The 17,679-nt window shown below is 70.5% G+C and carries 19 protein-coding genes; 2 read left to right on the top strand and 17 right to left on the bottom strand.

All coding sequences use genetic code 11. From position 1 onward, the window contains the following. Positions 1-2: 2 nt before the first annotated feature. Genes hisH through hisD form a run of 4 tightly spaced genes read right to left on the bottom strand, consistent with a single transcriptional unit; the run spans position 3 to position 3,707 of the window. Positions 3-680: an imidazole glycerol phosphate synthase subunit HisH gene (gene hisH / locus ACYU7L_RS15875; protein ID WP_460798838.1), complete on the bottom strand. Its 678-nt coding sequence runs from the start codon at positions 678-680 to the stop codon at positions 3-5. Positions 681-697: 17 nt separating this feature from the next. Continuing rightward, positions 698-1,297 (bottom strand): imidazoleglycerol-phosphate dehydratase HisB, encoded by a 600-nt coding sequence (hisB, locus tag ACYU7L_RS15870; RefSeq protein ID WP_460798507.1) that lies wholly within the window; start codon positions 1,295-1,297, stop codon positions 698-700. Beyond that, positions 1,294-2,400 carry a histidinol-phosphate transaminase gene (locus ACYU7L_RS15865; RefSeq protein ID WP_460798505.1) on the bottom strand — a complete coding sequence of 369 codons (1,107 nt, stop codon included), beginning with the start codon at positions 2,398-2,400 and terminating at the stop codon, positions 1,294-1,296. Before ACYU7L_RS15865 ends, hisB begins: the two co-directional genes overlap by 4 nt. Beyond that, positions 2,397-3,707: a histidinol dehydrogenase gene (gene hisD, locus ACYU7L_RS15860; protein WP_460798501.1), complete on the bottom strand. Its 1,311-nt coding sequence runs from the start codon at positions 3,705-3,707 to the stop codon at positions 2,397-2,399. Before hisD ends, ACYU7L_RS15865 begins: the two co-directional genes overlap by 4 nt. 103 nt (positions 3,708-3,810) lie before the next feature. Between hisD and ACYU7L_RS15855 the strand changes: the two genes are divergently transcribed. Together ACYU7L_RS15855 and ybaK are read left to right on the top strand one after the other, a co-directional pair. Beyond that, positions 3,811-4,476, top strand: coding sequence for an LON peptidase substrate-binding domain-containing protein (locus ACYU7L_RS15855; RefSeq protein WP_460798499.1), 666 nt, complete (start codon positions 3,811-3,813; stop codon positions 4,474-4,476). Then, complete coding sequence (ybaK, locus tag ACYU7L_RS15850) at positions 4,476-4,964, top strand: Cys-tRNA(Pro) deacylase (RefSeq protein WP_460798496.1); 489 nt, start codon at positions 4,476-4,478, stop codon at positions 4,962-4,964. The genes ACYU7L_RS15855 and ybaK overlap by 1 nt, the downstream gene beginning before the upstream one ends. 4 nt (positions 4,965-4,968) lie before the next feature. Here the strand turns inward: ybaK and ACYU7L_RS15845 are convergent, their stop codons facing one another. The 13 genes from ACYU7L_RS15845 to ACYU7L_RS15785 all read right to left on the bottom strand — a co-directional run bounded on the left by ACYU7L_RS15845 (position 4,969) and on the right by ACYU7L_RS15785 (position 17,667). Next, positions 4,969-5,550 (bottom strand): hypothetical protein, encoded by a 582-nt coding sequence (locus tag ACYU7L_RS15845; protein ID WP_460798493.1) that lies wholly within the window; start codon positions 5,548-5,550, stop codon positions 4,969-4,971. Then, positions 5,535-9,074, bottom strand: a complete 3,540-nt coding sequence (dnaE, locus tag ACYU7L_RS15840; protein ID WP_460798491.1) for a DNA polymerase III subunit alpha — start codon at positions 9,072-9,074, stop codon at positions 5,535-5,537. The genes ACYU7L_RS15845 and dnaE overlap by 16 nt, the downstream gene beginning before the upstream one ends. A 110-nt stretch (positions 9,075-9,184) precedes the next feature. Then, a complete protein-coding gene (locus ACYU7L_RS15835; RefSeq protein ID WP_460798487.1) occupies positions 9,185-9,718 on the bottom strand; it encodes a GNAT family N-acetyltransferase in 534 nt (177 codons plus the stop codon). Further along, positions 9,705-10,643, bottom strand: a complete 939-nt coding sequence (locus ACYU7L_RS15830; protein ID WP_460798482.1) for an RluA family pseudouridine synthase — start codon at positions 10,641-10,643, stop codon at positions 9,705-9,707. The genes ACYU7L_RS15835 and ACYU7L_RS15830 overlap by 14 nt, the downstream gene beginning before the upstream one ends. Continuing rightward, positions 10,640-11,272, bottom strand: a complete 633-nt coding sequence (lspA, locus tag ACYU7L_RS15825) for a signal peptidase II (RefSeq protein WP_460798478.1) — start codon at positions 11,270-11,272, stop codon at positions 10,640-10,642. The genes ACYU7L_RS15830 and lspA overlap by 4 nt, the downstream gene beginning before the upstream one ends. Beyond that, positions 11,245-11,691 carry a TraR/DksA family transcriptional regulator gene (locus ACYU7L_RS15820; protein WP_460798474.1) on the bottom strand — a complete coding sequence of 149 codons (447 nt, stop codon included), beginning with the start codon at positions 11,689-11,691 and terminating at the stop codon, positions 11,245-11,247. The genes lspA and ACYU7L_RS15820 overlap by 28 nt, the downstream gene beginning before the upstream one ends. A 260-nt stretch (positions 11,692-11,951) precedes the next feature. Beyond that, complete coding sequence (locus ACYU7L_RS15815; RefSeq protein ID WP_460798471.1) at positions 11,952-12,716, bottom strand: DivIVA domain-containing protein; 765 nt, start codon at positions 12,714-12,716, stop codon at positions 11,952-11,954. Positions 12,717-12,820: 104 nt separating this feature from the next. Beyond that, complete coding sequence (locus ACYU7L_RS15810) at positions 12,821-13,114, bottom strand: YggT family protein (protein ID WP_460798467.1); 294 nt, start codon at positions 13,112-13,114, stop codon at positions 12,821-12,823. A gap of 8 nt (positions 13,115-13,122) precedes the next feature. Next, positions 13,123-13,623, bottom strand: a complete 501-nt coding sequence (locus ACYU7L_RS15805; RefSeq protein WP_460798463.1) for a cell division protein SepF — start codon at positions 13,621-13,623, stop codon at positions 13,123-13,125. Positions 13,624-13,681: 58 nt separating this feature from the next. Beyond that, positions 13,682-14,380, bottom strand: a complete 699-nt coding sequence (locus tag ACYU7L_RS15800) for a YggS family pyridoxal phosphate-dependent enzyme (protein ID WP_460798461.1) — start codon at positions 14,378-14,380, stop codon at positions 13,682-13,684. Further along, positions 14,377-15,087 (bottom strand): polyphenol oxidase family protein, encoded by a 711-nt coding sequence (locus tag ACYU7L_RS15795; RefSeq protein WP_460798459.1) that lies wholly within the window; start codon positions 15,085-15,087, stop codon positions 14,377-14,379. The genes ACYU7L_RS15800 and ACYU7L_RS15795 overlap by 4 nt, the downstream gene beginning before the upstream one ends. Positions 15,088-15,090: 3 nt before the next feature. After that, the gene (gene ftsZ / locus ACYU7L_RS15790) at positions 15,091-16,443 is read right to left on the bottom strand and encodes a cell division protein FtsZ (protein ID WP_460798457.1); all 1,353 of its coding nucleotides are present in this window, start codon (positions 16,441-16,443) and stop codon (positions 15,091-15,093) included. Between the two features lie 450 nt (positions 16,444-16,893). After that, positions 16,894-17,667 carry a cell division protein FtsQ/DivIB gene (locus ACYU7L_RS15785; RefSeq protein WP_460798455.1) on the bottom strand — a complete coding sequence of 258 codons (774 nt, stop codon included), beginning with the start codon at positions 17,665-17,667 and terminating at the stop codon, positions 16,894-16,896. Positions 17,668-17,679 lie beyond the last annotated feature (12 nt).

Below are 17,679 nucleotides of genomic sequence, written 5' to 3'. Positions count from 1 at the left end.
GGTCAGCGTGGGGTGGTGGGCAGGGTCTGCACCCAGTTGCGGAGCAGGGCCGCGCCGGCGTCGCCGGACTTCTCGGGGTGGAACTGGGTGGCGGTGAGGGGGCCGTTCTCCACCGCGGCGACGAACCGGTCGCCGCCGTGCTCGGCCCAGGTGACCAGGGGCGCCCGGGTCCGGTCGTTGGTGACCAGGCTCCAGTCGCGCACGCCGTAGGAGTGCACGAAGTAGAACCGCTCGTCCTCGATGCCGGCGAAGAGCGTCGAGCCCTCGGGCACCTCGACGGTGTTCCAGCCCATGTGCGGCACGACCGGCGCCTGGAGACGCTCGACGACGCCGGGCCACTCGTCGCAGCCCTCGCTCTCGACGCCGTGCTCGACGCCGCGGGAGAACAGGATCTGCATGCCCACGCAGATGCCGAGGACCGGCCGGCCACCGGCCAGGCGACGACCGATGATCTCGTGCCCCTTGACCGCGCGGAGCCCGTCCATGCACGCCGCGAAGGCGCCGACGCCGGGGACCAGCAGACCGTCGGCCTCTTCGGCCGCCCGCCGGTCGGCGGTCAGCTCCACCTCGGCACCGGCGCGCTCGACGGCGCGGACCGCTGAGCGCAGGTTGCCGGAGCCGTAGTCGAGGACGACGACGTGGGGCTTGGCGCGCGACTCCCCCGCGGCGCCGCCCGTCAGGTCGTCCGCCGGGGTGCTCAGAGCGTGCCCTTGGTGGAGGGCACACCGGTCTCGCGCGGGTCGAACGCGACCGCGTCACGGAAGGCCCGGGCGAAGGCCTTGAACTGCGCCTCCACCAGGTGGTGGGGGTCGCGGCTCGAGATCACGCGCACGTGCAGCGCCAGCTGGGCGTGGAAGGAGATGGTCTCGAAGACGTGACGCGTCAGCGAGCCCTGGTAGTCACCACCGATCGCAACGAAGATCTGCCCCTCGGGCTCGCCCACGTGCACGCAGTAGGGCCGACCGGACACGTCGACGGCGCACTGCACGAGGGCCTCGTCGAGGGGGACGAGGGCGTCGCCGAAGCGGCGGATCCCCTTCTTGTCCCCCAGCGCCTGGCCCAGGGCCTGGCCGAGCACGATCGCGGTGTCCTCGACGGTGTGGTGGGCGTCGATGTGCGTGTCACCCTCGGTGCGGACGACGAGGTCGACCAGCGAGTGGCGCGAGAAGGCCGACAGCATGTGGTCGTAGAACCCCACCCCCGTGGACACCTCGTGACGACCGGTGCCGTCGAGGTCCACCTCGACGTGGACCGTCGACTCCTTGGTCGCGCGATCGATCGTGGCCCTACGGCTCATGCCTGTCCCTCTTCCATGACCTCGGTCAGTGCGTTCTTGAATGCTGTCATCTCGTCCGGGGTCCCGATCGAGACCCGCAGCCAGCCCTCGGGGCCGGTCTCGCGGATCAGGACCCCTCGGTCGACCAGTGCCTGCCAGGTCGCGTGCCGGTCGGCGAACCGCCCGAAGAGCACGAAGTTGGCGTCGCTCTCGGCCACCCGCAGCCCCTGCCCGACCAGCCAGTCCACCGTACGGTCCCGCTCCGCGCGCAGCTCGTCGACCTTGCCCAGGAGCTCGGGGGCATGGCGCAGCGCGGCCAGCGCGACGGCCTGGGTGACCGCCGACAGGTGGTAGGGAAGACGCACGACGCGCACGGCGTCGCAGATCTCAGGTGCGGCGGCGAAGTAGCCGAGCCGGGCCCCGGCGAGCGCGAAGGCCTTGCTCATCGTCCGCGAGACGACGAGGTTGCGGTGTCGGTCGAGCAGCTCGAGCGCGCTCGGGGTGCCCTCGCGGCGAAACTCGCCGTAGGCCTCGTCGACCACCACGATGCCGCTCGGCTGATAGCTGGCCGCCGCCTCGCACAGCACTGACACCGCCTCCGGCGGCAGCGCCGTGCCGGTGGGGTTGTTCGGCGAGGGCAGCAGCACGACGGTCGGCTGCTGGTCGAGCACCATCAGCCGTGCGGAGTCGAGGTCGAGGGAGAAGTCGCTCTCCCGGCGGCCCACCACCCACTCGGTGACCGAGTCGCGGGCGTACTCCGGATACATCGAGTACGTCGGGGCGAAGGACAGCGCACGACGCCCCGGGCCGCCGAAGGCTTGGAGCAGCTGGAGCATCACCTCGTTGGAGCCGTTGGCCGCCCACACCTGCTCCGGACGCACGCCGTGGCCGAGGTAGTCCGCCAGCGCCCCGCGCAGCTCGGCGAACTCGCGGTCGGGATAGCGATTGAGCGAGCCGGCGACCGCCGCGACCGAGGCGGCCACGTCGGCCACGACCGTCTCGGACGGGCCGTAGGGATTCTCGTTGACGTTGAGCTGGACCGGTACGTCGAGCTGCGGCGCGCCGTACGGCTCGATGCCGTGCAGGGCCTCGCGCAGCGGAGGCCAGGTCGAGGGCGCGCTCACAGCTGCTCGAACCGGGCACGCACCGCGGCGCCGTGGCCGGGCAGGTCCTCCGCCTCGGCCAGCGTCACCACGTGGTCGGCGACCTCGGCCAGCGCGGAGCGGTCGTAGGCCACCACGTGGATCGACTTGGTGAAGGCACGCACCGACAGCCCGGAGGAGTGGCACGCGCAGCCCGCCGTGGGCAGCACGTGGTTTGAGCCGGCGCAGTAGTCGCCCAGGGAGACCGGTGCGAAGGCGCCCACGAAGATGGCGCCGGCGTTGTTGACCCGGGCAGCCACCGCGTCGGCGTCCTCGGTCTGGATCTCGAGGTGCTCGGCGGCATAGGCGTCGACGACCGCGATGCCCTGCTCGACGTCGTCGACGAGGACGATCGCGGACTGGCGACCGGACAGGGCGGTGCGGACCCGCTCGATGTGGCGGGTGACGCCGACCTGCTTGTCGAGCTCGGCCTCCACCTCGTCGGCGAGGCGCTCGGACGGCGTGACGAGCACCGACGCGGCGAGCGGGTCGTGCTCGGCCTGGCTGATCAGGTCGGCCGCCACGTGGGAGGCGACCGCGGTGTCGTCGGCCAGGATCGCGATCTCGGTCGGCCCGGCCTCGGAGTCGATGCCCACGACGCCCTTGAGCAGCCGCTTGGCGGAGACGACGTAGATGTTGCCGGGGCCGGTGACGAGGTCGACCGGACGGCACGGGCCGGCGCCGTAGGCGAACATCGCGATCGCCTGGGCGCCACCCACGGCGTACACCTCGTCGACGCCGAGCAGCGCACACGCCGCCAGGATCGTGGGGTGCGGCAGGCCGCCGTGCTCCTTCTGCGGGCTGGAGGTCAGCGCGATCGAGCGCACACCGGCCACCTGGGCAGGGACGACGTTCATGATCACGCTGGAGACCAGCGGCGCGAGGCCGCCGGGCACGTAGAGACCGACGCGCCCGACCGGCACCTTGCGGTGCGTGACGCGGGCACCGGGCCCGAGGTCGGTGACGACATCGTGCTCGAGCTCGGCCTCGCAGGTGGCGCGCAGGCGGCGGATCGACTCCTCGAGCCCTGCCCGCACCTGGGGGTCGAGTCGCTCGAGGGCCTCGGTCAGGCGCTCGGTGGGCACCGCGATGTCGTCGTGCTCGACGCCGTCGAACTTCGCGGAGAACTCGGTGATCGCCTCGACGCCGCGCTCGCGCACCGCCTCGCAGATCGGATGCACGACGGGGATCGCAGCCTCGATGTCGAAGTCGGCCCGCGGCACGGCGGTCCGGTAGTCGAGGGGGGCGGCGGAGGTCGCGGCGCCCCGGAGGTCGATCCGACGAATCATGCGTCCGATTCTAGTGCGCCCCACCGACGCGCGAGAATCGCCGCGACCGCGTGGACGCAGCGGTACGGCGCCGTGTCGCGTGGGCGGCACTACAGTCGGGGGCGTGACCGACTCGCTGCCGATGTTCCCGCTGAACACCGTGCTGTTCCCCGGTGTCTCGGTGCCGCTGCGGGTCTTCGAGGACCGCTACCGCGCGCTCGTCCACCATCTGATGCGCGAACCGGACCCGACCCGACGGATGTTCGCCACGGTGGCGATCCGCGAGGGCTACGAGGTGGGCGACCACGGGGCGCAGTCGCTCTACCGCGTCGGGTGCCGGCTGCAGCTGACCGACGTCGCGCCGCACCCCGACGGCACGTTCGACATCGTGGCGGTGGCCCGCGATCGGGTCCGACTCGAGGAGCTCGAGGTCAGCGGCCCCTTCCCGCGCGGCGAGGTGGAGCTGCTCAGTGACGACGACGTGCCGGTGCCCACTGAGATCGTCGAGCGGGCCCGCGCCACGTTCACCGCCTATCGCGCCTCCCTGGTCGGGATCCGCACCGATCCCCACCCGGGAGCACTGCCCAAGGATCCCGAGTGGCTCGCGTGGACCCTGGCCTCGGTGGCGCCGCTTCCGCTGCCCGACCGGCAGTCGCTGCTCGAGGCCGACGACACGGCCCTGCGGCTGACCATGGTCACCGACCTGTTCCGCGCCGAGCTGCGCGCGATGAACGTGATCCCCTCGCTTCCCGCCACCCAGGTGGCCCGCACCGGGTGGTCCCCCAACTGATGGGCAAGAAATCGTCCGGCGGCACGCCGGCGACCGTCGCGCTCGCCCGGGCCGGCATCGTCCACACGGTGCACGCCTACACCCACGACTCCCGCGCCGCGTCCTACGGCGAGGAGGCCGCGGACGCCCTGGGCGTCGGGGCCGAGCGGGTCTTCAAGACGCTGCTCGTGGCAGCCGACGGCAACCTGGCCGTCGGTGTGGTGCCGGTGTCCGGCCAGCTGGACCTCAAGGCGATCGCACGAGCCCTGGGGCGCGCCAAGGCCGTGATGGCCGACCCCGCACAGGCAGAGCGCTCGTCCGGCTACGTCACCGGCGGGATCTCCCCCATCGGGCAGCGCCGGGCCCTGCCCACGGTGGTCGACGCCTCTGCCCTCGAGCACCCGACCGTGTTCGTCTCGGCAGGGCGGCGCGGGCTGGAGGTCGAGCTCTCCCCCCAGGACCTGATCGCCGTGACCGAGGCGCGCACGGCCGCCATCGGCCGCAGCTGATCACTCAGGCTGACTGCTCAGGGGAACGGTGCGGCCGGGCGAACGCCGTCCACACGACCAGGACCCCGGTCAGCGAGCCCAGCGGGAAGGCGAGCCACGGGCTCTTCCCGGTCAGTCGCAGCTCCCCGGGGAGCATGGTCAGGTCCGGAGCCTCCCGGGCCAGCGTCGCCGGGTTGTCCGGCCCGAGGGCCTGTCCGACCGTGGCCATGAGGTAGGCCGCCAGGCACGACCCGACCAGCACGCCCACCAGCACGGCGAGCTCATGGTGGGCCAACGCCAGTGCCAGCACCATCCCGATCACCAGTCCCGCCACGACGGCCAGCAGCACGTAGCGCCCGGTGCCGTCGAACTCGCGGGGCAGCTCCACTCCGCGCAGCCCCCAGGTCCCCTCGAAGACGAGTCCCTCGGGCGGCGTCCACCACCGCTCCCACAGCCAGCCCGCGGCGGCGGCCACGAGGGCGTAGAGCGCGACGATCCCACCGACGGCCAATGCCGAGACCCCAGCCCGGCCACGGCCGGCGTGCCCCCCGGTCGGACGGCTGGCGATGCCCCCGGCGGCGAAGCGGTCGGTCAGCTGGTCAGGCATCCCGGTCCCAGCAGCTGCTTGAGATCGGCGAACAGCGCAGGGCTCGGCGTCACGCGCAGCCGGTCGTCGAGGCGCATCAGCGTCGTGGAGCTGCGCGTCAGCAGCCGCAGCTGCACCTCGGTCATCCCGGGGTGGGTGCCGAGGACGTCGCGCAGCTGCTCCACCACGGGCGCGGTGCACCGGGTGGAGGGCAGGCTGATCACGACCGGGCCGGCCGGGCCCTCCGAGAGGTCGGGCACCGACACCTCCTGGCCGTGCAGCTCCGGCTGGTCCTTGCTGCGCGACAGCCGGCCCTTCACCGTGATGATGGCGTCCTCGGTGAGGTAGGGGCTGGCGAGCTGGTAGGAGCTGGGGAACAGCAGCACGTCGATGGCGCCATCGAGGTCCTCGAGGGTGACCATCGCCCACGCGTCACCGCGCTTGGTGATCTTGCGCTGCACCGAGGTGACCAGGCCGCTGATCGTGATCGTCGAGCCGTCGGGACGGTCCTCGTCGAGCATCAGCTGGCCGATCGAGCAGTCGGTGCCGTTGGCCAGCACGTGCTCGAGGCCGAAGAGCGGGTGGTCGGAGACGTAGAGCCCGAGCATGTCGCGCTCGTGGCTGAGCAGGGTCATCTTGTCCCACTCGTCGATGTCGGGGATCGTCACCGAGATCCCGAAGCCGCCGCCGGCGTCCTCGTCGAGACCGCCGAACAGCGAGTCCTGGCCGATCGCCTCGTTGCGCTTGATGTCGACGTACTGGTCGACGGCCGACTCGTGGATCGCCACCAGCGCGCGGCGACGGTGCTTCATCTCGTCGAAGGCCCCGGCCTTGACCAGCGACTCGATGACCCGCTTGTTGCAGACGTGGGCGGGGACCTTCTCCATGAAGTCGTTGAAGTCGGTGTAGCCGCCCTTCTCGGTGCGCCCGGCGACGATCCCCTCGACGACGTTGGCGCCGACGTTGCGGATGGCGGTGAGGCCGAAGCGGATGTCGGTCCCCACCGGTGTGAAGGTGGCCTCGGACTCGTTGACGTCCGGGGGCAGCACCCGGATCTTCATCCGTCGGCACTCGTTGAGGTAGATCGCCATCTTGTCCTTGTCGTCCTTGACGGACGTCAGGAGCGCGGCCATGTACTCGGCCGGGTAGTTGGCCTTGAGGTAGGCGGTCCAGTAGGAGACGAGACCGTAGGCCGCCGAGTGGGCCTTGTTGAAGGCGTAGTCCGAGAACGGGAGCAGCGTGTCCCACAGGGCCTTGATGGCCGCTGCCGAGAACCCGCGCTCCTTCATCCCGGCGGAGAAGGTCTCGAACTGCTTGTCCAGCTCGGACTTCTTCTTCTTGCCCATCGCCCGCCGCAGCAGGTCGGCCTGGCCCAGCGTGTAGCCGGCCAGCTGCTGGGCGATCGCCATCACCTGCTCCTGGTAGACGATCAGTCCGTAGGTCTCCCCCAGGACCTCCTCCAGGGCCTCGGCGAGCTCCGGGTGCAGCGGCTCCACAGCTTCGCGCCCGGTCTTGCGCCGGGCGTACTTGTTGTGGGAGTCGGCGCCCATCGGGCCCGGGCGGTAGAGCGCGCCCACGGCCGAGATGTCCTCGAAGGTGTCGGGTCGCATCGAGCGCAGCAGGGCGCGCATCGGGCCGCCGTCGAGCTGGAAGACCCCCAGGGTGTCGCCGCGCTGCAGCAGCCGGTAGGTCGTCTCGTCGGTCAGCTCGAGGTCCTCGAGGACGACCTTCTCGTCGCGGTTGCGGGTGATGTTGATCAGCGCGTCGTCGAGCACCGTGAGGTTGCGGAGCCCGAGGAAGTCCATCTTGATCAGGCCCAGACGCTCGCACGTCGGGTAGTCGAACTGGGTGATGATCGCGCCGTCCTGCTCGCGCTTCATCAGCGGGATCACGTCGATGAGCGGCTCGCTCGACATGATCACGCCGGCCGCGTGCACCCCCCACTGGCGCTTGAGGCCCTCGATCCCGATCGCAGTGTCGACGACCTGCTTGACGTCGTTGTCGCCCTCGTAGAGGGAGCGGAACTCGCCGCCCTCGCCGTAGCGCTTGTGCTCGGGGTCGAAGAGCTCCTTGAGCGGGACGTCCTTGCCCATCACCGCGGCGGGCATCGCCTTGGTGATCCGGTCGCCCATCGCGAAGGGGTAGCCCAGGATCCGGCTGGAGTCCTTGACGGCCTGCTTGGCCTTGATGGTGCCGTAGGTGACGATGTAGGAGACGCGGTCGTCGCCGTACTTCTCGGACACGTAGCGGATGACCTCGCCGCGGCGGCGCTCGTCGAAGTCGATGTCGAAGTCGGGCATCGACACGCGGTCGGGGTTGAGGAAGCGCTCGAAGATCAGGCCGTGCTCGAGGGGGTCGAGGTCGGTGATCCGCATGGCGTAGGCGACCATCGAGCCCGCGCCGGAGCCACGACCCGGACCGACCCGGATGCCGTTGTTCTTGGCCCAGTTGATGAAGTCGGCGACGACGAGGAAGTAGCCCGGGAACCCCATCTGGGTGATCACGCCGACCTCGAAGTCGGCCTGCTTGCGGACCTTGTCGGGGATCCCCTGCGGGTAGCGCACGTGCAGGCCCCGCTCGACCTCCTTGACCAGCCAGGAGGTCTCGTCCTCCCCCTCGGGACAGGGGAAGCGCGGCATGAAGGTGCCGTTGCCCTCGGTGAACTCGACCTCGCAGCGCTCGGCGATCAGCAGGGTGTTGTCGCACGCCTCCTTGAGGCCGTACTTGTGCTGCCACAGGTCGCGCATCTCCGCGGGCGACTTGATGTAGTAGCTGTCCCCGTCGAACTTGAAGCGCTTCGGGTCGGCCATCGTGGACCCCGACGAGACGCAGAGCAGGTGCTCGTGGGCCTTCGCGTCGCCCGGCATCGTGTAGTGCGAGTCGTTGGTCGCGATCGGCGGGATGTTGAGGTCCTTCGAGAGCCGCAGCAGGTCGTCGCGGACCCGGTTCTCGATGGACAGGCCGTGGTCCATCAGCTCGAGGAAGAAGTTCTCCTGGCCGAAGATGTCCTGGAAGTCGCCCGCCGAGGCGCGGGCGTTCTCGTAGTTGCCCAGCCGCAGCCAGGTCTGAATCTCCCCCGACGGGCAGCCGGTGGTGCCGATCAGACCGGGGGCGTACTGCGCGAGGAGCTCGCGGTCGGCGCGCGGCTTGTAGAAGAAGCCCTCCAGTGACGAGCGGGTGGAGAGCCGGAACAGGTTGTGCATGCCCGCCGTGGAGCTCGCCAGCAGCGTCATGTGGGTGTAGGCGCCGCTCCCGGAGACGTCGTCCCCGCCGCCGTCGCCCCAGCGCACCCGCTTGCGCTCGCCGCGCGGCGTGTTGGGCGTGAGGTAGGCCTCCATGCCGATGATCGGCTTGACGCCGGCAGCCTTGGCCTTGGAGTAGAAGTCGAAGGCGCCGAAGACGTTGCCGTGGTCGGTCATCGCGATCGTGTCCATGCCGAGCTCGGCGGTGCGCGCGAACATCTCGCTCAACCGGGCCGCGCCGTCCAGCATGGAGTACTCGGTGTGGACGTGCAGGTGCGCGAAGCCGTCGGAACCAGTCGCCATCGTCGGGGATGCTCCTCAGGGATCGGGGTGGAACGGTGGTACGTCGTCACGCGGTGGTGGGCGCGAAACGGGCGTGCGTCAGCGACCTCGGTGCGAGCACCGGGCGTCGATCAGGGGAAGGACGCCAGCCTACGCGACCGCTGCGCTCCAGCATGGACGACACCACCGACACTCGCCCGACCCGGCCAGGCGACCCGGATGTCGGGCGCTCGCTCCTCGTTGTCGGCTCCGTCGGTGTGCTCGAGCTCGACCAGCCCATGGCGGGCGTAGAAGCGTCGTGCCGGCTGGTTGGACGCGAAGACCCACAGCTCGAAGCCGGCGGGGCGCAGCTGCTTGGCGAGCTCGAGCAGCGCCGTGCCGATGCCCTGGCCGGCCGCCTCGGGCGCGACGTACAGGGAGTCGAGCCAGTCGTCCTCCAGGACCGCGTAGGCCAGCAGCGCCCCGTCGTCGCGCTGCGCCAGCCAGGTCTCGCGCCGGGCGAGGTCCCAGCAGGCGAACCATGCGCGGACCTCGGCGATCGGCCGCACTTGCGCCGGCATCGCAGGGACGGCGGCGGCCCGGACGCGCAGGTAGAGGTCGCAGAGCTCGGGAAGGTCCTCGACGTCGGCCGGGCGAAGGGTCAGCTCACCCTCATCGCTCGTCACGGATGGTCTCCAGCGCCGCCGCCAGGTCGTCGGGATAGGCCGACTCGTACTCGACGTACTCCCCCGAGTCCGGGTGCTCGAACCCCAGGCGTACGGCGTGCAGCCACTGGCGCTCGAGGCCGACCCGCTTGGCGAGCGTCGGGTCCGCCCCGTAGGTGATGTCGCCGACGCACGGGTGCTTGAGCGCCGACATGTGGACCCGGATCTGATGGGTGCGGCCGGTCTCGAGGTGGACCTCGAGCAGGCTCGCGAACCGGTGCGCCTCGAGCGTCGTGTAGTGCGTGATGCTGTGCTTGCCGTCGGCCATGACCGCGAACTTCCAGTCCGCCTTGGGGTGGCGTCCGATGGGGGCGTCGATCGTGCCCTCGAGCGGGTCCGGGTGTCCCTGCACGAGCGCGTGGTAGGTCTTGTCGACCGTGCGGTGGCGGAAGGCGTTCTTGAGCACCGAGTAGGCGCGCTCGGACTTGCAGATCACCATCACGCCGGACGTGCCGACGTCGAGACGCTGGACGATGCCCTGACGCTCCGAGGCACCGCTCGTCGAGATCCGGTAGCCCGCACCCGCCAGGTGACCCACCACGGTCGGTCCAGACCAACCGGGCGAGGGGTGGACGGCGACGCCCACGGGCTTGTCGATCACCACGATGGCGTCGTCGTCGTGGATGATCTTGATGCCCTCGACGACCTCCGCCTTGATGGCCAGCGGGTCCGCGACCACCGGGATGGTCACGTCGAGCATGGCGCCCGGGCTGACCCGGTCGGACTTGCCGACCGGAGCGCCGTCCACCTGAACGTGGCCCTGGCCGATGAGCTCGGCGGCCCGGGTGCGCGAGAAGCCGAACATGCGCGCCATCGCCGCGTCGACGCGCTCGCCGGCGAGGCCGTCGGGCACCCAGACGACCCGATGATCTGCGGGGACACTCACTGCTGCTCCTCGCCGGGGGCCGGCTGGTCGGGACCTGCGTCGGGGGTGGAGGCGACGCCCGCCTCGTCATCGTCGTCGCTGATGCGTCCGCCGTCGAGCCTGATGCCGCGGATCGCCTGGAGGATGATCACGCCGGCGGCCACGTTGATGAAGATGTCCGCGAAGTTGAAGATCGGCCAGTTGGGCAGCCGGAAGAAGTCGATGACGTGGCCCCGCAGCGGCCCCGGCGCACGCAGCAGCCGGTCGGTGAGGTTGCCCAGGATGCCCGCCAGCAGCAGCCCGAGCCCGACCGACCACAGGAGACTGCCCAGCCGACGGCTGAGCACGAGCACCACGCAGGCGGCGGCGATCGCGATGCAGCTGAGGATCACGGTGTACTCGGTGCCGGCGCTGAACGCGGCTCCGGGGTTGCGGATCAGGTGCAGGCGGAACCAGCTGCCGACAAGCTCGACATCGGGGCGTCCGGTCAGCCGCTCGACGGCGACGACCTTGGATACCACGTCCACGCCGTAGGCGACGAGCGCGACGACGGCGAAGACCGCCTGGATGCGGCGACGGGCCGGGGGGCGTGGGTGGACGGGACCAGTGGAGCCGCTGGAGCTCAGCGGCGTTCCTCGCGCTGCTTGCATGACATGCACAGTGTCGCACGCGGAAATGCCATCAGCCGCATCTTGCCGATCGCCTGACCGCACGTCTCGCACACCCCGTAGGAGCTGTCGTCGATGTGGGCCAGCGCCCGGTCGATCTGGGCCAGCATCTCGCGCTCGTGGTTGACCACCGCCAGCTCGTGGTCGCGTTCGAAGCTCGTGGCCCCCATGTCCGCCTGGTCGTGACCGGCTCCGTCGCCGGCGTCCTTCATCAACCCGGCGAGCTCAGCCTCCTGGTCGTGCAGGTGCTGGACGAGGCGGTCCCGGTGCTCGTGCAGCTCGGTGAGGACCTCGTCGAGCTCCGCCTGGGTCCAGGGGTCCTCGCCGTCCTTGACCGCGAGATCGCCGACGGACGCGCTGCGTCCAGCCTGCTGAGGAGCGGACTTGGTGCTCTTCTTCACGGGGCCCTCTTCGCCTTCGTCGGGGCCACCGGCGTCGTTGCCGGGGCCTTTCTTCTCTGCTGCGTCACTCAACGAGCCTGCACCGCGTGGGTCGGAGATCCACATCAGGTGCCCGGAGAGTAGCGGCTTATCCGGCCCTACTCAATCGTCCACGCCACGACGGTCTAGAGCCCCGAGTCGCATAAACAGACACGGCCGGACCCTGGAGGGTCCGGCCGTGTGCGCGATCGTCCGGCAACGCCGTCGGATCAGGGTCCTGCTCAGTCCTGCTCGTCACCCAGGATCGAGCGCAGCCGCTTGGGAGCGGGCGCACTGTCTCCGGACGGCGCAGCGGTCTCCGGCGAGCCGTTGAGCGCCTCCAGCTGCTGGCTGAAGTAGCTCTTGAGGCGCGCGCGGTACTCACGCTCGAACGACCTCAGCGTCTCGACCTCGGCGCTGAGCTTGTCGCGCTCCTTCTCCAGGTCGCCGAACATCTGACGACGACGCTCAGCCGTCTCGGAGTCCAGCATCTGCGAGCGCGTGCGGGCGTCGGCCTCGAGCCGGTCGGCCTTGGTCTTGGCCTCGGACTCGAGCCGCTCGGCCTTGGTCCGGGCCTCGCCGACGATCTTGTCGGCGTCGTTCTTGGCCTCGTCCACCAGCTCGTCGGCGTTGCGCGTGGCGATCTCGAGCAGGCGGGCCGCAGCGTTGGAGGCCTGCGGAACCGTCTCGACCCGGATGGTCTCCGCAGGTGCGGAGACCGGCGCGGGAGCCGCGGCAACCGGCGCGGGGGCCGGGGGCTGGGGCTTCTCTTCGACCGGCGCGGGCGCCGGAGCACGCTTCTCGAAGGTCGGCGCCGGAGCACCGGACTGGCCACCCGCCTGGGCGGCGGAGAGCTTGGAGCGCAGCTCCTCGTTCTCCTTCGTGAGGCGTGCGAGCTCGGCCTCGACCTCATCGAGGAACTGGTCGACCTCCCCCATGTCGTAACCCTCGCGCAGGCGGACGGGAGTGAAGCGCTTGTTACTCACATCCTCAGGCGTCAGCGGCATGACCTCACCCATTCGTTAGTCGGCAAACTTCTCGGCTTTCGGTCGAACTGTAGCGCCTGGGACCTGACTCGGGTTAGCGGCCACCGAACCGGCGCTCTCACTGTCTAGCTCAGGAGCAGAACAGCATTGAGGTACTTCAGCAGATAGGCGATCAGCAGGACCAGGATGAAGCTCAGGTCCAGAGCCACGGAGCCCAGCCGGATCGGCGGAATGACCCGACGCAGCGCCTTGATCGGCGGGTCGGTGATGGAGTACACGATCTCGAGCACGACGAGCAGCGGACCGCTCGGCGTCCAGGAGCGGGCGAAGACCTGCACCCAGTCCACGACGAAGCGCACCCACAGGAGCGCGATGAAGGCCCACAGCAGGCCCTCGATGATCTGTCCGACGATATGCATCTCAGGTATCAGCTCTGATTGAAGAAACCACCCTCGACGATGCGCTGTTTGTCCTCTGCTGCGACCGTGACGTTGGCCGGCGACAGCAGGAACACCTTGCTGGTCACCCGCTCGATGGTGCCTCGGGTGGCGAAGACGAGCCCGGCGGCGAAGTCGACCAGGCGCTTGGCGTCGGCGTCGTCCATCTCGGACAGGTTCATGATGACCGGGACTCCCTCACGGAAGTTCTCACCGATCGTGCGCGCTTCGTTGTAGGTGCGCGGGTGCAGGGTCGTGATGCGGGACAACTCAGCCACCGAACTGGTCGGAACGGGTGCGGGACGACGCCGCTCGGACAGGTCGGAGACGGGCCGGGGCTCCGCGGGAGCCACGCGGGCGGCCCGCGCAGGGGTCCGCTCGGCAGGCGCCACATCGGGGTCGGCGTCGTAGTCGCCCTCGTACTCGTCGTACCGGCCGGTGTCCTCGAGCAGGCCGAGGTACTCGCCGATCCTGCGCATCGCGCCGCTCATGACTGTCGTCCTCCGGAACTTCTGCGCCCCTGAAGGGACGCTGTGTTGTTGGTTGACACTACTTGATCACTGGCCTCTCACCGAGGATCGCGCTGCCGACGCGCACGTGTGTCGCGCCGGCGGCCACCGCATGCTCCAGGTCTGCGCTCATCCCGGCCGAGAGCCAGGTGGCGTTCGGATGGACCGACAGCACCTCGCGTCGCTGATCCGCGAGCCGCGCGAACGCCGCCGCAGGATCCTCCCCCAGGGGAGCCACCGCCATCAGGCCCCGCAATCGCAGCTCGGGGCGGAGGTCGATCTCGGCCGCCAGGTCGAGCACCTCCTCCCGCGCCGCGCCCGAGCGCCCCTCGGCCCCCGGTCCGTCGAGGCTGACCTGCACCAGGCAGTCGAGGACGCGGCCTCGCTGCTCGGCCCCCTTGGCGAGGCCCGGGACGAGCCGGGAGCGGTCCACCGACTGCACCACGTCGGCGTACGACGCGACCGCGGCCGCCTTGTTGCTCTGCAGACCGCCGATGAAGTGCCAGCGCAGGTCGAGGTCGGCGCATTGCGCCGCCTTCTCCTGAGCCTCCTGATGTCGATTCTCACCGACGTCGCGGACCCCGAGCTCGGCGAGCAGGCGAACGTCGGAGGCGGGGAAGAACTTGGTGACGACCACGATCGTGACCTCATCGGCGTGCCGTCCTGCGTCGCGGCACGCGGCGTCCACCCGGACGCGCACCGCGTCGAGGTTGGCGGCCAGCTGCTCGCGCCTGCTCATGCCACCCTCATCACGAGGGCGCCGAGCCGACCGGCGGCGACACCCTCGCGACGGTGGGACCACAGGTCGGCGTCCTCACGCGTGCACCGAGCGACGTCGTGGCTCGTCACGCCCAGCGCGTCGAGCTGGGCGCGTACCCCCGCACCGATGTCCAGCGCGGGGGTCCCCCACGACGTCTCGGCCCACGCCGCCGGGACGGCCGTGGAGACCTCTGCGCGCATCTCGGCGGGCACCTCGTAGCAGCGGCCACACACGTGCGGGCCGACCCAGGCGTGCAGCTGGGTGGCCCCGAGCGCGCGCATCTGCTCCACGACGTGGGGCACCACCTCGGCCACGAGACCCGGACGTCCGGCGTGCGCCGCCCCGACCACGCCGGCACCCGCCAGCAGCACCGGGACGCAGTCGGCGGAACGGATCAGGAGCGGGACACCGGGGGCAGCTGTGACCAGGCCGTCTGCCACGATCTCGCCCCCCTCCCACTCCTCGTCGACCACCTGCACCGCACCTCCGTGCACCTGGGTGAGCCCGACCGGGGTACGGCCGGGACAGAAGGCCTCCGCGACGTCCGGCAGCCCCGGCGTACCGGCCGGGCCGGTCGTCGGGCTGCCGTCCCGGACCAGGCTGAGGTTCAGCGGGCGGCCGTCCGGTGCGAGCCTGTCGGTGAAGGCGACCTCGACCGCCCCCCTCCGCTCACGGAACGCGAACACGACTCACTTCAAGAAGTCGGGAACGTCGAGCTCGTCGTCGTCGAACTCGACCTGACGCGGCGCCCGGGCCGGCGCTGGGGCCGCCTGACGCTGCTCGGGACGGCGGTCCTGGCCGCCCTGGCCCTGGTTGCCCTGACCCTGGTTGCCCTGACCCTGGTTGCCCTGGCCCTGGTTGCCCTGCGACTGGCCCTGCTGGGGCTGGTCCTGGCGGGACCGGCTCTGGTCGCCGTACAGGTTGCCCTGTCCCTGGCTTGACGTGCCCTGGCTCGCGCTCTGGCCGACCGGCGCCGGCTGCTGCTGGGGCGGGCGCTGCTGGGAGAGCTGCTGTGCTGCCGCTCGCGTCTCCTCCTGGCTCTGCTGAGGGGCCACCTGGCGCCGCAGCACAGTGCCCTCGTCGCGCTTCTTCGGCATCCCGCCGTCGAAGCCGGCGGCGATCACGGTCACCCGGACCTCGTCGCCGAGGGCGTCGTCGATGGTGGCACCGAAGATGATGTTGGCCTCCGGGTGGGCGGCCTGGGCCACCAGCGCCGCAGCCTCGTTGATCTCGAACAGGCCGAGGTCGGAGCCGCCTGCGATCGAGAGCAGTACGCCGTGAGCGCCGTCGATCGATGCCTCGAGGAGCGGGCTGGAGACCGCCATCTCCGAGGCGGCGACGGCGCGGTCCTCGCCCCGAGCCGAGCCGATGCCCATCAGGGCCGAGCCTGCGTTGGCCATGACCGACTTGACGTCGGCGAAGTCGAGGTTGATCAGACCGGGCGTGGTGATCAGGTCGGTGATGCCCGAGACACCCTGGAGCAGCACCTGGTCGGCCTGCTTGAAGGCGTCGAGGATCGACACGTTGCGGTCACTGATCGAGAGCAGGCGGTCGTTGGGGATCACGATGAGGGTGTCGACCTCGTCGCGCAGCTGAGCGATGCCCTCCTCGGCCTGGTTGGCACGACGGCGTCCCTCGAAGGCGAACGGGCGGGTCACGACGCCGATCGTCAGCGCTCCGAGCGAGCGCGCGATGCGGGCCACGACCGGAGCGCCGCCGGTGCCGGTGCCGCCCCCCTCGCCCGCCGTCACGAAGACCATGTCGGCGCCCTTGAGCACCTCCTCGATCTCGTCGGCGTGGTCCTCGGCCGCCTGGCCGCCGACACTGGGGTCGGCGCCGGCGCCGAGGCCTCGCGTCAGGTCGCGACCGATGTCGAGCTTGACGTCGGCGTCACTCATCAGGAGGGCCTGGGCGTCGGTGTTGATCGCGATGAACTCGACACCCTTGAGCCCCACCTCGATCATGCGGTTGACGGCGTTGACGCCGCCGCCGCCGATGCCGACGACCTTGATGATGGCCAGGTAGTTCTGCGCTGCTGCCACGGCTGCTCAAGCCCTTCGCTGATCAAGTCCGGCCGACACTCGACCGGACATGCGGGTGCTGCTTCGTATGGGATGGAACGGGGTGGAGAGTCCTCCTACGAGGATCACGAGGCGACATCCGGGCCGGGACCCTAACCCTCCACCTGAGGGTTATAGTTATGTCAACCTCGCGTTGCACATGAAGGTAGGCAACGCCTGCACTGAGGTCCAACCGACACGCCCACCGGGCAGGTACCGATCGAGAAATCTGGCGGGCCTGGGCGCCGTACCGTCGCCGTTTGGTCCCCAACGGCAGCGAAATCGAGAAATCCCCTGTCGTCTCTGCCCAATCGGGGCCCTCTCCCCCAGGAGGGCGGAGCAGCACGCCGTTTGGTCCCCAACGGCAGGAAGAACCGCCCACCCGCCGCAACCTGTGACCAATCGACGACCCGGATCCCTGCCGGACCCGGCTCACTCCCCGCTGGTCGTCGGCTGGCCCGGGACGGACACGTCGTAGTGACGCGCCTCGCGCGCCTCGAGCAGGGCGTCGAGGACGCGGGCCTTGTCGACCGACTGCTCCGCACTCCCCCAGTCGACGGTGCGCCCGTCGCGCAACTGGAGCACGATCTGGTCCACGGTGGCGACCTCCACGTGGTCGACGTCGGCGACCAGGTCGACGGGAAGGGCCGAGATGACGAGCGCCGCCTCGAGCATCGCCTCACTGCGGATGCCGGCCTCGAGCTGGACCCGGGGCAGGTCGCCGGGCGCGCGAGCGAAGTCGCGGAACAGCACGCCCTCCTCGTCCATGCCGCGCAGCCCGTTGCCGGTGGGCACGACCGCGATCGCCTCACGCTCGACCACCCGCACCAGCACGCCGTCGGGCCACTCACGGGAGACATCGACGGAGCGCACCGCGGCGAGCGCCGCCACGCGGGAGCGGATGGCATCGACGTCGAGGCGGGCCAGCGGCTCCCCGTCCGGCACGGCCGCGGCGCGTCGTACGACGTCGTCGTCGAGCAGGTCGTTGCCCTCGACCCGCACACCCTGCACAGCCAGGACCGAGGAGTACAGGACGAGCCAGAGCGTCAGGGCGACGAGCGTGAGCACTCCGACGACGGCCACGACCACCCGCCACAGACGCCAGCGACGGGCCCGCTGCCGGCGCTCGAAGCGTCGACGGCTGCGAGCCGTGCCCGGATCGACGCCCCCCTTCGTGCGCGGAGCGTCCGTGGTCTGACGCACCATCAGCGCTGGCCC

The sequence above is a fragment of the Nocardioides pacificus genome, assembly GCF_054775955.1.
The sequence above is the reverse complement of the archived record's forward strand: the minus strand, read 5'-3'. Positions and strand labels throughout refer to the sequence as shown.